The sequence below is a fragment of the uncultured Georgenia sp. genome (genome assembly GCF_937958535.1).
In the GTDB taxonomy this organism is placed as follows: domain Bacteria; phylum Actinomycetota; class Actinomycetes; order Actinomycetales; family Actinomycetaceae; genus Oceanitalea.
The window spans coordinates 1-14,365 of record NZ_CALGNQ010000217.1 but is presented as its reverse complement, the minus strand read 5'-3'; the positions used below and the strand labels follow the sequence as shown (position 1 = coordinate 14,365).

Genomic DNA, 14,365 nt, shown 5'->3' with positions numbered 1-14,365 from the left:
GTTCTGCACCTTGCAGTTGCGGCCCAGCCGCACGCCGGTGCCGATGTAGGCGCCGCGCCCGATGACGCAGCCCGGGCCGACCTGCGCCCCCTCGCGTACCTGTGCCAGGTGCCAGACGGTGGCGCCGTCGCCGATGCGGGCGTCGGCGGCGACGTCGGCCGAGTCCAAGATCCGTGCTGTCATGCGTCCCTTCCCCGCTGCCGGTGCACAGCGCGCTGGGCTCAGGCTAGCGAGTCGCCCGGAGGGCGGTCCGGTCGGGTGCCGGTGCGCTGCGACAATGGCCGCCATGAGCGAGAGGCCGCTGCCACCGGGTGGTGCGCCGTCGTCCCCGGTGACCGACGCCTGGCTCGTCGTCCCGCTCTACCAGGAGGCGGCGGTGATCGGTGACGTGGTCGCCGAGGCGCGCACGGTCTTCCCCAACGTCGTGTGCGTGGACGACGGCAGCACCGACGACTCGGCGCGGCGGGCCCGGGAGGCAGGTGCCGTCGTCGTGCAGCACCCGGTCAACCTGGGCCAGGGCGCCGCCCTGCAGACCGGGATCGCGTGGGTGCTGGACCGGACCGATGCGACGTACCTCGTCACCTTCGACGCCGACGGCCAGCACCAGGTGCGTGACGCGGCCGAGATGGTGCACCGGGCCCGGACCGAGGGGCTCGCCGTCGTCTTCGGCTCCCGCTTCCTCGACAAGCGGACCCAGCCGGGCCTGCTGCGGCGGGTGGTGCTCAAGCTCGCGGTGTGGGTGACCAACCGGACGACGGGCCTGCGGCTCACCGACGCCCACAACGGGCTGCGGGTGATCCGCCGCGACGCCGCCGCGCGGCTGGACCTGCGCCAGGACCGGATGGCGCACGCCACCGAGATCGTCGCCCAGCTCGGACGCACCGGGCTACCGTGGGCCGAGCACCCGGTCCACCTGCTGTACACGGACTACTCGCGTGCCAAGGGCCAGTCGCTGCTCAACTCGGTCAACATCCTCGTCGACCTCATCTTCCGCTGACCCGTCCCCCGACCCGCTGGAGCCCCATGTCCGACCAGATCGTCATCCAGGTCCTCCTGCTCGCGGGGGTCGGCGTGGTCGCGGTGATGCTCACCCGGACGACGGCGAACGCCCGCCACCAGGCGATCCGCCGCATCCTGCTCGTCGCCTTCGTCCTCGTCGCAGCGGCGTCGGTGGTCTTCCCGGACTGGCTCACCTGGCTGGCCCGGCGGGTGGGGGTGGGTCGCGGCGCGGACCTGCTCCTGTACTCCCTGGTCATCGCCTTCCTCGGCTTCATCGCCACGAGCTACCGCAGGCTCGGTGAGCTGGAGCGCAAGATCACCGTGCTCACCCGCGAGCTGGCGCTGACCCGGGCCCGCCTGGAGGGCCCCGACCCGCGGCGCGAGGACGAGCCGCAGGGCCGCTGACCCGTCTCGGGGCGCGCTCCGCGCCGCCGACCTCCACAATCTCTCCACGATCACCCCACCGGGTCGCTGCCGGCCCACCCACCCCTCGCGCCTAAGATCGACAGTTGTGTCTGCCCGAACGCCACGCCACGCCACCTCCCAGCGCGGGTACTTCAGCCGCGCCCGTGGCGTTGCGCTGTCCGTGCTGAGCGTCGTGCTGTTCGGCACGAGCGCCTTCGCCATCGCCTACAACGACATCCAGGGCAACATCGACCGGCACGACATCACCGACTACCTCGGCGACCGGCCGACGGCGGCGGGCAGCGACGTCGCGGACGAGCCGCTCGACCCGGCGGCCGGCCGGCCGATCAACATCCTCGTCCTCGGTTCGGACACGCGAGCGGGTGAGGTCAACGACGAGTACGGCACCACCCCGGAGGGCGGGCAACGTTCGGACACGACGATGATCGCCCACATCTCCGCCGACCGGCAGCGCGTGGAGGTCGTGTCCATCCCGCGCGACTCGCTCGTCACCATCCCCTCGTGCCGGATGGGCGACGGCACGTGGACGGCGCCCCAGTACGACGCGATGTTCAACTCGGCCTTCGCGATGGGCGCCGACGGCGGCGACCTCGGCACCGCGGCGGCGTGCACCATGCGCACCGTCGAGGAGCTCACCGACGTCTACATCGACGACTTCGTCATCGTCGACTTCGCCGGGTTCATCAACGTCATCGACGCGCTGGGCGGGGTGCCGATGTGCATCCCCGAGCCGATCAGCGACCGCCGCGCCAAGCTCGAGCTGGAGGCCGGGGAACAGGTCCTCGACGGCCGCGACGCGCTCGGCTTCGCCCGGGCCCGGTACAACGTGCCCGGCAGCGACGGCTCCGACATCGACCGCATCGGCCGCCAGCAGCAGCTCGTCGCGGCCATCGCCCGCGAGGCGCTGTCGAAGAACCTCCTCACCGACCTCCCGGCGCTCTACCGGTTCCTCGACGCGGCGACCTCCACGCTGACCACGGGCACCGAGCTGGGCTCCATCCCCACCCTCGCCGGCCTCGCCTACTCGCTGCGCGGGATCGACCTGGAGAACATCGTCTTCGAGACGATGCCCTTCGAGTGGGCCGGCAACCGGGTGCGCCCGGCGGCCGAGGCGGAGACACTGTGGCAGGCGCTGCGGGAGGACGAACCCATCCAGGGTGCGCTCAACGCCGCCGGCGAGGAGCCCACCGCGGAGGAACCGGAGGACGACACCGGCGACGGCACCGGCGACGACGCCACCGAGGAGCCCACCGCCCCGCCGGTCACCGCCGAGCCCGAGCCGACCCCGACGTCGATCTGCGGCTGAGCGCCTCCCACGCGGACCGGGCCGGACCCACTACATTGGCCCAGCACAGACACCGGGAGTGAGATTGAGCCAGGACGAGCGCCGCGGGCGCGGACACCGGCCGCGGCCGGGGGACCCGGCGATGCCGCCGAGCTTCGCACCGAACGCCTCGCGCCCTCGTCCGGACACCCGGGGGGCCCGTCCCGTCGGCAGCCCGGACAGCGCCGGCGCCACCCGCCCGATGCCGACCGCCCGCCCGGCCACACCCGAGCGGCGGTCGCTGCGGGGCACGGCAGAGCCCGGCCCCGCGCCGCAGCAGCGTGCCGCCCGGCCGGCTCAGGCCACCGCCCCGGCCTACGCCCCGCGGGCGGCCACACCGGCTGAGGCGGGCGACCATCCCGTGCCGGCCCGGCCCACGCCGCCGGCCCCTGCCCCTCCGCGACGCCGCCGGCGCCGCCGGGGACGGCGGGTGCTCGCCGTCGTCGTCGTCCTCCTCGTCCTCCTCCTCGCCTGGCCGGTGGGCCTGCTCGTCTGGGCCGACGGGCGGATCAGCCACGTCCCGGCCCTCTCCGGCGCACCCGGCACCCCGGGCACGACCTTCCTCCTCGCCGGGTCCGACTCCCGGGCCGACGGCGCCGCCGGGGACTCGGTCGAGGGTCAGCGCGCCGACACGATCATGCTCATGCACCAGCCGAGCTCCGGCCCGGCGGTGCTCGTCTCCCTGCCCCGCGACACGTTCACCGAGATCCCCGGGTACGGGAGCAACAAGCTCAACGCCGCCTACTCCTACGGTGGGCCGGAGCTGCTCGTCGCAACGGTCGAGGGCCTCACCGGGCTCACCGTGGACCACTACGTCGAGATCGGCATGGCGGGCGTACGGGACGTCGTCGACGCCGTCGGCGGAGTCGAGCTCTGCCTCGACTACGACGTGGACGACTGGCGCAGCGACCTCGTCTGGGAGGCGGGCTGCCACCCGGCCGACGGCCAGACGGCGCTCGCCTTCGCCCGGATGCGGTACGCCGACCCGGAGGGCGACATCGGCCGCACCGCCCGGCAGCGGCAGATCGTCAGCGCGATCATCTCCGAGGTGACCACGCCGGCCACCCTCCTCGACCCGCGCGGCCACGTCGAGCTCATCGACTCCGGCCTCAGCGCGATCGTCGCCGACGAGGACACCGGCATCATCGACCTGGGCCGGATGGCGCTCGCCTTCCGCTCGGCCACCGGCAACGACGGGCTCATCGGCACCCCGCCGATCGCGGACTACGACTACCGGCCGGGCAACGTCGGCTCGACCGTGCTCCTCGACCCCGAGCGCGCCCCCGACTTCTTCGCCCGGCTGCGCGACGGCCGGCTCACGGCCGCCGACTTCGAGTAGCGGGTCCCGCCGGCACCGGGCGCGCCGGGCCGGTGGGACGTTCCCCCCCTTCCCCGCCGCGCGAACGGACGGATGATGGAGCGGTGACCACCTCCTCGACACTCGACCTCGACCCCACCGTCACCGACGCTGCCGACGTCGCCCGCCGGCTGGGGGTGGACCCGGCCACCGGGCTGAGCAGCGAGGAGGCCGCCCGGCGGCTCGCCACCGACGGGCCGAACGAGCTGCGCAGCGCCCCGCCCGTGCCGCTGTGGCGCCGCGTCCTGGCGCAGTTCCAGGACCCGCTCGTCTACCTCCTCCTCGTCGCCGTCGGGATCTCCCTCGTCGCCTGGCTGGTCGAGGGGCCGGACGGTGCGCCGGTGGACGCCATCGTCATCCTCGCCGTCGTCGTCCTCAACGCGGTCATCGGGCTGGTCGAGGAGTCCAAGGCGCAGGACGCGGTCGCGGCGCTGAGCGCGATGACGGCAGCGACCTCCACCGTCCTGCGCGACGGGGAGCTGCGCACCGTCCCCTCGGCCGAGCTCGTCCGCGGGGACATCCTCGTGCTGTCGGAGGGGGACGCGGTCGGTGCCGACGCCAGGGTGCTCTCGGCGAGCAACCTGCGCGTGCAGGAGGCCTCGCTCACCGGGGAGAGCGCCGCCGTGAGCAAGTCCCCCGCGACCCTGCCGGCGCCGGTCCAGCTCGGGGACCGGACGAACATGGTCCACAAGGGCACCGCCGTCCCGCAGGGCGTGGGCCGCGCCGTCGTCACCGCCACGGGGATGGCCACCGAGATGGGCGCGATCGCCGAGCTGCTCGAGGAGACGCGGGAGGACCCCACCCCGCTCGACCGTGAGGTCGCCCAGGTCTCCAAGCTCCTCGGCGTCACGGTGGTGGTCATCGCGCTCGTCGTCATGGTGGTGACGGCGCTGGTCAACGACGTCTCCTCGGCGAGCGACCTCGTCACGGTCCTGCTGCTCGGGGTGTCCCTCGCCGTGGCGGCGGTGCCCGAGGGGCTGCCGGCGATCCTGTCGATGGTGCTGGCGATCGGGGTGCAGCGGATGGCTCGGCGTCGGGCCGTGGTCAAGCAGCTCGGCTCGGTGGAGACCCTCGGGTCGGCGTCGGTGATCTGCACCGACAAGACCGGCACGCTCACCCGCAACGAGATGACCGTCGAGCGGGTGCTCACCGCGTCCGGGGAGGCCGAGGTCACCGGGATCGGCTATGCCCCGGAGGGCGACGTCGTCGCCGACGGCGCCCCCCTCACCACCGGTGCGCTCCACGACGAGGTGCTCCTCACCCTCGCCGGGGGCTCCCTGGCCGGCAACGCCGAGCTGCACCGGCGGAACGGCAGCTGGGTGGTCGAGGGCGACCCCACCGAGGCCGCCTTCCTCGTGGCCGCCCGCAAGCTCGCCGGGACCGAGCAGCTGGTCGCGCGGTACACCCGCGAGGGCGAGGTCCCGTTCTCCTCCGAGCGCAAGATGATGTCGGTGCTCGTCCGCGACCCCGACGGCCGCCGCGCGCTCATGGCCAAGGGCGCACCCGACGTCCTGCTCGAGCGCTGCACGCACGTGCGCCGGGGCGGGGAGACGGTCGAGCTCACCCCGGCCGACCGTGAACGCGTGCTCGCCGGCGTCCGCTCCTTCACCGAGCGCGCCCTGCGCACCCTCGCGGTGGCCTACCGTCCCCTCGGTGCGGACGAGGGGTTGACGGAGGACGACGACGGTACCCGGCTGGAGCGCGACCTCGTGCTCGCCGGTGTCGTCGGGATCATCGACCCGCCGCGGGAGGAGGCGGCCCTCGCCGTGGCCGAGGCCCGCCGGGCCGGGGTACGCACGGTGATGATCACCGGCGACCACCCCGGCACCGCGGCCCGCATCGCCGCCGACCTGGGCATCGTCGAGCCCGGCGGCCGGGCCCTGACCGGAGCCGACCTCGACCGCCTCGACGACACCGCCCTGGCCGCCACTGTCGAGGAGGTGAGCGTCTACGCCCGGGTGTCGCCCCAGCACAAGAACCGCATCGTCGACGCCCTACAGGCCAACGGTCGGGTGGTGGCGATGACCGGGGACGGCGTCAACGACGCCCCGGCTCTGAAGTCGGCCGACATCGGGGTGGCGATGGGGGTGACCGGCACCGAGGTGACCAAGCAGGCCGGGAACATGATCCTCGGTGACGACAACTTCGCCACCATCGTCGCGGCGGTCCGGCTGGGCCGGGTCATCTTCGACAACATCAAGAAGTTCCTGCGCTACCTGCTCTCCTCGAACATGGGCGAGGTCTTCACCGTGTTCTTCGGGGTGGTGCTCGCCGGGGTCATCGGGCTGACCGGGGCCGCGGACGCGGACGACGTCGTCGTCCCGCTGCTCGCGGTGCAGATCCTGTGGATCAACCTCGTCACCGACTCCCTCCCGGCGCTCGCCATGGGGGTGGACCCGGAGATCGACGACGTCATGGCCCGGCCTCCCCGGAGGCTGGACGAGCGGGTCATCGACCGGCGCATGTGGGGCGGGATCCTGTTCATCGGGCTCGTCATGGCCGCGGCGACGCTGCTCACCATGGACGTCTTCCTGCCCGGCGGGCTGGTCGAGGGCGAGGACTCCCTCGCCGTGGCCCGCACCGCCGGCTTCACCACCCTCGTGCTCGCCCAGCTGTTCAACGCGCTGAACTCCCGCTCGGAGACGACCAGCGCCTTCCACCGGCTCTTCGTCAACCCGTGGCTGTGGGGGGCGCTGGGCGTGGCGCTGCTGCTCCAGGTGCTCGTCGTGCACGTGCCCTTCCTGCAGACGGCGTTCGGCACGGCGTCCCTCGACCTGGGCCACTGGCTCGTCGCCGCGGCCATGGCGTCCTCGGTGCTGTGGCTCGACGAGCTGCGCAAGGCGGTGCTGCGCGCCCGCTCCCGGCGGGCCGCCGCCTGACACCCCGCCGGCGGGGTCTCAGCGCAGCCCGAGGCGCGGGGCCTCGATCGCGGGGCAGGTGTCCATGACGACGTCGAGCCCGGCGGCCCGGGCCCGCTCGGCTGCTGCCTCGTCGACGACCCCGAGCTGCAGCCACACCGCCTTGGCGCCGACGGCGATCGCCTCGTCCACCACGGCCCCGGCCAGCGAGGAGTTGACGAAGATGTCGACGACGTCGATCCGGCCGGGGACCTCGGCCAGCGTCCGGTAGCCCTGGGCGCCGTGGACCGTCTCGGCCCTGGGGTGGACCGGCACGATCTCCATGCCGAGCTCCTGGACGTAGGCGGCGATGTCGTAGGCCGTGCGGGACCGGTTGTTCGACAGCCCGACGACGGCCCAGCGGCCGGGGGTGGACAGGAGGCGCTCGATGACGGCGATGTCGTTGTGGTGGCTCATGCCGGGGCAACCCCTCTCCTCGCCGGGACATTCCGGCGCAGGCCGCGTTCGACCGCGCGCCGCATCCGCGGCCCGACGTGCTTCTCGACACCGTGGTACAGCGCCCACGCCGCCGCCAGCGCGGCGCCGCAGGTGATGAGGAGGGTAGGCCACCGGCCGAGGTGCGGGTAGAGGAGGTGGATGAGCCACCAGCCCCAGTGCTCGTGGGTGAGGTAGAGCGGGTAGGTGAGCATCCCCAGCCGCGCGAGCCAGGCCCAGCGCAGGGAGCGCAGCGGGGTGAGCGTCGTCGCGGCGACGGCGGCGAAGCAGCCGACCACGCCGACGGTCAGCGCTGTCGCCGAGGGCGCGTAGGCGGTGTTGCGGGCCAGCGACTCGAGCTGGGCGGCGACGACGTCGCGCTGGGCGAGCACGACGTTGCCGGCGAGCAGCAGCCACGGCAGCCACGCGTGCCCGTCCCGGTGGATGAGGTAGAGCAGCATGCCGCCGGCGAAGAGCGGGGCGTAGCCGGAGACGAGGACCATCGCCGGGTACTCGCTGCCCGCGGCGAGGACGGCGGCGAGCGGCCACAGCGCGCAGAAGGCGAGCACCCGTCGCCGGGTGATGCCGACGGCGACGAGGACGAGGATGAGCAGGTAGAAGCGCAGCTCGGTCCACAGCGTCCAGTACACGCCGTCGACGTTCGGCACCTCGACCAGGGCCTGGACCATCGAGAGGTTGACCACCGCCTGGGACAGGGTGATGTCCTTGCCCCCGGGCCACACCCACAGCAGGAGCACGCTGGTCGCCACGACGGCCACCCAGTAGGAGGGGTAGAGCCGGGCCGCCCGGGAGGCGACGACGTACGGCACGTCCTTGCCCCACGCCGTCATGAGGATGACGAAGCCGGAGATGACGAAGAACAGCTCCGGGCCGAGCGCGGCGTACAGGACGCTGCGGCCGAGCTCGGGGAACACCTCGCCCGGCAGCCGGTCGCCCCACGAGGAGTGCTCGCGGGCCACGTAGTGGTAGAGCATGACGCCGAGCGCGGCGAGGAAGCGCAGCGCGTCGATGCCGTAGAGGCGCGGGCGGCCCGCGTCACGGCGCGGTGTCGGGGCGGACGGATGCGCCGCCTCGTGGGCCGCGCGTCGGTCGGGTGCACCCGTGAGGGTCTGGTCGGCCACCGATCGACGCTAACCACCGTCCCGCGGGACCGCGACCCGAGTATCACGATCTGGTAACGCCCCGTCCCTCCGGGTGCGCGCCGCCGCCGCGTCCGGCCGCTATAGCCTGGGGCGATGAGCATCATCGTCACCGGCGGGGCCGGGTACATCGGGGCCCATGTCGTCCGCCTCCTCCAGGAGCGCGGCGAGGAGGTCGTCGTGGTGGACGACCTGTCGACCGGCCGCGCCGACCGGGTGGGCCGGGCGACCCTCGTCGAGCTCGACGTCGCGGCGGGTGACGCGCAGGAGCGGCTCGAGCGCGTGATGCGTGAGCGGGGCGTCACCGGGGTCATCCACTTCGCGGCCCGCAAGCAGGTCGGGGAGTCGGTGCAGCGCCCGGCCTGGTACTACCAGCAGAACGTCACCGGGCTGGCGAACGTCGTCGCCGCCATGGAGGCGGCCGGCGCGGACCGGCTGATCTTCTCCTCCTCCGCCGCGGTGTACGGGATGCCGGACGTCGAGCTCGTCACCGAGGACACCACGCCGCGGCCGATCAACCCCTACGGCGAGACGAAGCTCGTCGGCGAGTGGCTCATCGCCGCGGCCCAGCGAGCCTGGGGGCTGCGCGCGGCGAGCCTGCGGTACTTCAACGTCGCCGGCGCGGGGTGGCCCGAGCTCGGCGACCCGGCGGTCCTCAACCTCGTCCCGATGGTGCTCGACCGGCTCGCCCGCGGCGAGCGCCCGACGATCTTCGGCGACGACTACCCCACCCCCGACGGCACCTGCATCCGCGACTACATCCACGTGCTCGACCTCGCCCACGCCCACCTCGCCGCCCTCGACCACCTCGACCGCGACGAGCGTCCCGCCGCGGTGTTCAACGTCGGCACGGGACGTGGCGCGTCGGTGCGGGAGGTCATCGAGGAGATCGGTCGGGTGTCCGGGCTGGACGTCACCGCGGACGTCGTCGCGCGGCGGGCGGGCGACCCGCCGCGGCTCGTCGCCTCCGCCGACCGGATCGCCGAGGTGCTCGGCTGGCGCGCCGCCAACGGGTTGCCCGAGATCATCGCCAGCGCCTGGGAGGCGTGGCAGGCGGGTCCGCGGCGGATCGGCTGACGCGGGCCGTCAGGCCGAGAAGCCGGTGGTGTGGCGGCGCGCGGCCCGCAGCCGGGCGCCCTTCTCCTGGGCCTGCGCGCGCAGGTTCTCCTGCAGCTCCACCATGCGCTGCCGCAGCCGCAGGTCGTCCTGGGAGGTCCCGGCGGCGAGGATCCGGGCAGCGAGCAGACCCGCGTTGCGGGCCCCGCCCACCGACACCGTCGCCACCGGCACACCTGCCGGCATCTGGACGATGGACAGCAGCGAGTCCATGCCGTCGAGGTGCTGCAGCGGGACGGGCACCCCGATGACGGGGAGCGGGGTGACGGCGGCCAGCATGCCGGGCAGGTGCGCGGCGCCACCGGCGCCGGCGATGATGACGCGCAGACCGCGGTCGGCGGCGCTCTTGCCGTAGGCGATCATCTCCTCCGGCATGCGGTGCGCCGAGACGACGTCGACCTCGTGCGTGACGCCGAGTTCCTCCAGCGCGTCGGCGGCCGCCTCCATCACCGGCCAGTCGGAGTCCGAGCCCATGACGATCCCGACGTCCATCTGCGTTCCTCTCCTCGCTCGTCGCGTGACGTGCCCACTGTGCCGCACCGCGCGGGGCTGCGGCGAACCGTCCTGCGCCCCGGGTGCCTGGCCCCCGTCGGCTCGCGCGCAGGTGACGGTGGCGCGCCGCTGTTCCTGGACGCGCTCGCCGGTCTCAGCTGCGCCGGTCGGGCCGGGGCTCCCCGTAGAGGAGCGACACGGCTGCGCGTGCCTCGTCACGGGCCGACTCGAGGTCCTCGCCGTAGACGGTGACGTGCCCGAGCTTGCGGCCCGGCCGCACCTCCTTGCCGTAGAGCTCGACGCGGGCGCGCGGGCAGCGGGCGAAGACCTCGTCGAGCGCGGTGGCCGGGTCGGCCAGCTCGCTGCCGAGGAGGTTGACCATGACGCTCACCGGGGCGCGCGGTTCGGTGGGGCCGAGCGGGAGGTCGAGGACGGCGCGCAGGTGCTGCTCGAACTGGCTCGTCGCGGCACCGTCGATCGTCCAGTGGCCGGAGTTGTGCGGCCGCATCGCCAGCTCGTTGACGGCGACCCTCGGCCCGGTCCCGTCCGTGTCGTACTCGAACATCTCCACGGCGAGCACCCCGGTGACGTCGAGCCCCTCGGCGATCCGGGTGGCCACGTCCACGGCCCGGTCGGCCAGCGCCGGGTCGAGGTCGGGTGCGGGGGCGTAGACCTCCGCGCACACGCCGTTGCGCTGGACGGTCTGGGTCACCGGCCAGGCCCGGATCTGGCCGCTGGGCCGGCGGGCGACGAGGACGGCGAGCTCCCGGGTGAAGGGCACGCGCTCCTCGGCGAGCAGGGCGTCCTCCGGGCCGAGGGCGTCGAGCCAGTCGGCGGCCTCGTCCGCCCGGGCGACCACCCGCACCCCCTTGCCGTCGTAGCCGCCCCGGGCGGTCTTGACGACCACCGGCCAGCCGGTGGCCTCACCGAAGGCGGTGAGCTCCTCCCGGGTGCGGACGGCGGCCCACCGCGGGCAGGGCACCCCGAGCTCGGTGAGCGCGGTGCGCATGACGATCTTGTCCTGGGCGTGGCGCAGCGCGCGGGCGCCGGGGCGGACGGCGACTCCCTCGGCCTCGAGCTCGGTGAGCAGCGTGCTGGGCACGTGCTCGTGCTCGAAGGTGAGCACCTCGGCGCCGGGGAGGATACCCCGCACCGCCGCGGCGTCGTCGGGCCGCCCGACCGGGGCGTCGGGTACCACCTGGCCCGTCGCGCCGTCGGAGGCCTCGACGAGCACCCGCAGGCGGACGTCGAGGCGGATCGCCGCCTGCTGCATCATGCGGGCGAGCTGCCCGCCGCCGACCACTGCCACCACTGATCCCACGGTCCGCGAGCCTACTGCCGATACTCTGAGGGGGTGACCTCGTCCCAGGCAGCGGCGGACCCGCCCGCGCGGGGAGCCGGCCGGCCCGGCTCCTCCCCCGCCGCCCCCGTGGAGGAGCTGGAGCGGGACGCGGACCTGGCACCCGCCCCTGGGACGGGTGTCGGGACCCGCGCCGCGGCGCGCGGGCGGTGGCTACGGTGGCAGCAGCGGGTGCTGGAGCTGCTGAAGTTCGGCACCGTCGGGGGCATCGCCTTCGTCGTCGACGTCGGGCTGATGAACCTCCTGCGCTTCGGTCCGGGCGAGGTGCTCGGCCACAAGCCGCTGACGGCCAAGGTGGTCTCCGTCGTCGTCGCCACGCTGGTCTCCTGGCTGGGCAACCGCTACTGGGCCTTCGCCGACACGCGCCGGGCGGAGCGCGGCCGCGAGCTGGGCTGGTTCCTCCTGGTGAACGCGGGCGGCATGCTCATCGCCGTCGGGACGCTGGCCGTGTCGCACTACGTGCTCGACCTCACCTCCCCGCTCGCCGACAACATCGCCGCCAACGGCGTGGGCCTCGCGCTGGGCACCGCGTTCCGCTACGTCTGCTACCGCTACCTCGTGTTCACGGGGAAACCGGTCACGCCGTAGCGGCGCGCGGCGAGCTCACCAGCGGCGTCGGCGGCGACCCATCGAGACGAGGGACCCCTGCGGGAGGACGACGGCGGGGTCGAAGGTCTTCGGCACGGCGGAGAGGAAGATCGCGAACACCGGTGGGCGGCGCTGCGCCAGCTCCAGGCGCCCGCCGTCGGCGGCGACGAGGTCGCGGGCCAGCGCCAGCCCCCGCCCGGTGCCCTTCCCGGAGGTGACGTTGCGCTCGAAGATGTCCGGGGCGATGTCGTCGGAGACGCCCGGGCCCTCGTCGGTGACCTCGATGACCACCCCGTGCTCGGACGCCGAGGACCGCGCCCGCACCGTCGTCGTGCCGGCCCCGTACTTCAGCGAGTTCTCCAGCAGGGTGGACAGCACCTGGGCGAGGGCGCCCGGCGTGGCGAGGACCGAGAGGTCGGAGTGCTCCGGCAGCACGAGCTCGCGGCCGGCCTTGGCGAAGGTCGGGGCCCACTCCTCGGCCTGCTGGGCGAAGACCTCCTCCAGCCGCAGCGCCTCGGTGGTGCCGCCCATCGCCTGCCGGGAGTTGCGCAGCAGGTCCTCCACCACGCCGGTGAGCCGTTCGACGAGCTCGAGGGCGATGCGGGCCTCCTCGGCGACGTCGTCGTCCTTGGCGATCGCCTGGATCTCCTCCAGCCGCATCGACAGCGCGGCGAGCGGGGTGCGCAGCTGGTGGGAGGCGTCGGCGGCGAACTGCCGCTCGGCGGCGAGGCGGCCGGCGAGGCGGTCGGCGGTGCGCCCCAGCTCGGCGGCGACGAGGTCGATCTCCTCGATCCCGGACTTGCGCAGGTGGGGTCGGGCCTGCCCGGAGCCGATCTGCTCGGCGCTGGCGGCGAGGTAGATGAGCGGGGCGGCGAGCTTGCGTGCCTGTCTGCGGGCGACGAGGACGCTCACCCCGATGGCGAGCATGGCGGCGACGACGACGAGGGCGACGACGCGCGCCACCATCCACTGCACCTCGGCGGCCCGGATCTCCATCCGCACGGTCGCGCCGCTCGGTGTGGTCTGGAAGGCGCGGATGACCTGCTCGTCGGTGAGGTCGGGCCCGCCGACGAACCGGCGGCCGAGGTGGTCCAGGACGACGATCCGCGCCTCGAGGTTGACGTCGCCGCCGATCCACGGCGCCAGCATCGCCTCGTCGAGCTCCTCCCCGTTGGAGATGCGCCGCTCCACCGAGCGGGCGAGGGAGGAGGTGCGCAGCTCGAGCGTCGACCGCTCGGCGTCCCAGATCATGAGGCCCCCGAAGATGGCGAGGGGCACCCCGAGGAGGAGGACGGCGACGGTGACCGCCACGAGCGTCATCGTCACGGCACGACGACGCACGGTGGCCTCAGCTCTCTGCGGACGTCTCGAACCGGAAGCCCATGCCCCGGACGGTGGTGATGTAGCGGGGGTCGTTGGCGTCGTCGCCGAGCTTGCGCCGCAGCCACGACACGTGCATGTCGAGGGTCTTGGTCGAGCCGGTGGGGTCCGAGCCCCACACCTCGCGCATGAGGGCGTCGCGCGCAACGACGGAACCGGCCTCCCGCACCAGCACCCGGAGCAACTCGAACTCCTTGGCGGTGAGGTGGAGCTCGCGGCTGCCCTGGAAGGCGCGGTGGGCGGCGACGTCGACGCGGACGTCCTGCGCGGAGAGCTCGTCCTCGTCGGTGAGCTCCCCGCCGGCCCGGCGCAGCAGTGCGCGGACGCGGGCGAGCAGCTCAGCGAGCCGGAAGGGTTTGGTCACGTAGTCGTCGGCGCCGGCGTCCAGGCCGACGACGAGGTCCACCTCGTCCGCCCGTGCGGTGAGCACGAGGATCGGTGTGGTCATCCCCTGGCTGCGGATCCAGCGCGCGACGTCGAGGCCGTCCATGTCGGGCAGCCCGAGGTCGAGCACGATGAGGTCCGCGTCGCCGGAGTTGTCGATCGCCCCCTGTCCGGTGCCGAAGGCACGCACGTCGTAGCCCTCACGCGTCAGCGCGCGGGCGAGCGGCTCGGCGATCGCCGGATCGTCCTCGACGAGAAGTACGTTTGTCACGCCGCCATCGTAAAGGGTTCTTCGGGAAAGCGGGTCGCGAGCACACCGTTGTTTTACCCGGCGGTGCCGCGACGCGAGTGATCTGCGTCTCCTCTGCCGTGCTGGTGTCGTGGTGACGCAAGGGGCCCGCAGCCGGGTGGCTGCGGGCCCCTTGTCCGGGTGGTGTGGGCTGGGTC

At 73.7% G+C, this 14,365-nt stretch carries 14 protein-coding genes; 7 read left to right on the top strand and 7 right to left on the bottom strand.

The annotated features are described in order from the left end of the window. The coding region (locus Q0195_RS11340; protein WP_299278498.1) for a DapH/DapD/GlmU-related protein at positions 1-183 on the bottom strand (183 nt) is incomplete at its 3' end. A gap of 103 nt (positions 184-286) precedes the next feature. Between Q0195_RS11340 and Q0195_RS11335 the strand changes: the two genes are divergently transcribed. The 5 genes from Q0195_RS11335 (at position 287) to Q0195_RS11315 (ending at position 6,985) form a co-directional block, all read left to right on the top strand. Beyond that, entirely contained in the window at positions 287-997 is a 711-nt protein-coding gene (locus Q0195_RS11335; RefSeq protein ID WP_299278496.1) for a glycosyltransferase family 2 protein, read from the top strand. Positions 998-1,023: 26 nt separating this feature from the next. Next, the gene (locus Q0195_RS11330) at positions 1,024-1,404 is read left to right on the top strand and encodes a DUF2304 domain-containing protein (RefSeq protein WP_299278493.1); all 381 of its coding nucleotides are present in this window, start codon (positions 1,024-1,026) and stop codon (positions 1,402-1,404) included. Between the two features lie 106 nt (positions 1,405-1,510). Next, complete coding sequence (locus Q0195_RS11325; protein WP_299278490.1) at positions 1,511-2,731, top strand: LCP family protein; 1,221 nt, start codon at positions 1,511-1,513, stop codon at positions 2,729-2,731. Between the two features lie 448 nt (positions 2,732-3,179). Further along, complete coding sequence (locus Q0195_RS11320) at positions 3,180-4,088, top strand: LCP family protein (protein ID WP_299278487.1); 909 nt, start codon at positions 3,180-3,182, stop codon at positions 4,086-4,088. 83 nt (positions 4,089-4,171) lie between these two features. After that, a complete protein-coding gene (locus Q0195_RS11315) occupies positions 4,172-6,985 on the top strand; it encodes a cation-translocating P-type ATPase (RefSeq protein WP_299278485.1) in 2,814 nt (937 codons plus the stop codon). Positions 6,986-7,003: 18 nt separating this feature from the next. Here the strand turns inward: Q0195_RS11315 and Q0195_RS11310 are convergent, their stop codons facing one another. Both Q0195_RS11310 and Q0195_RS11305 read right to left on the bottom strand, forming a co-directional pair. Then, positions 7,004-7,420 (bottom strand): CoA-binding protein, encoded by a 417-nt coding sequence (locus Q0195_RS11310; protein ID WP_299278483.1) that lies wholly within the window; start codon positions 7,418-7,420, stop codon positions 7,004-7,006. Beyond that, on the bottom strand, positions 7,417-8,580 hold the full coding sequence (locus Q0195_RS11305) for an acyltransferase (protein ID WP_299278480.1): 1,164 nt from the start codon (positions 8,578-8,580) through the stop codon (positions 7,417-7,419). Before Q0195_RS11305 ends, Q0195_RS11310 begins: the two co-directional genes overlap by 4 nt. A 114-nt stretch (positions 8,581-8,694) precedes the next feature. On the opposite strand from Q0195_RS11305, the gene galE reads away from it, so the two are divergent. After that, positions 8,695-9,675 (top strand): UDP-glucose 4-epimerase GalE, encoded by a 981-nt coding sequence (gene galE / locus Q0195_RS11300; RefSeq protein WP_299278477.1) that lies wholly within the window; start codon positions 8,695-8,697, stop codon positions 9,673-9,675. A gap of 9 nt (positions 9,676-9,684) precedes the next feature. Here galE and purE read toward each other — a convergent pair whose 3' ends face one another. Further along, complete coding sequence (gene purE, locus Q0195_RS11295; protein ID WP_299278474.1) at positions 9,685-10,206, bottom strand: 5-(carboxyamino)imidazole ribonucleotide mutase; 522 nt, start codon at positions 10,204-10,206, stop codon at positions 9,685-9,687. Positions 10,207-10,360: 154 nt separating this feature from the next. Beyond that, a complete protein-coding gene (locus Q0195_RS11290) occupies positions 10,361-11,518 on the bottom strand; it encodes a 5-(carboxyamino)imidazole ribonucleotide synthase (RefSeq protein WP_299278503.1) in 1,158 nt (385 codons plus the stop codon). A gap of 42 nt (positions 11,519-11,560) precedes the next feature. Here Q0195_RS11290 and Q0195_RS11285 point away from each other — a divergent pair, with 42 nt between their 5' ends. Continuing rightward, positions 11,561-12,154, top strand: coding sequence for a GtrA family protein (locus Q0195_RS11285; RefSeq protein ID WP_366518098.1), 594 nt, complete (start codon positions 11,561-11,563; stop codon positions 12,152-12,154). 15 nt (positions 12,155-12,169) lie between these two features. On the opposite strand, the gene Q0195_RS11280 is transcribed toward Q0195_RS11285, so the two are convergent. Then, positions 12,170-13,474 carry an ATP-binding protein gene (locus Q0195_RS11280; protein ID WP_366518099.1) on the bottom strand — a complete coding sequence of 435 codons (1,305 nt, stop codon included), beginning with the start codon at positions 13,472-13,474 and terminating at the stop codon, positions 12,170-12,172. 28 nt (positions 13,475-13,502) lie between these two features. Then, a complete protein-coding gene (locus tag Q0195_RS11275; protein WP_299278468.1) occupies positions 13,503-14,189 on the bottom strand; it encodes a response regulator transcription factor in 687 nt (228 codons plus the stop codon). Positions 14,190-14,365: the final 176 nt, after the last annotated feature.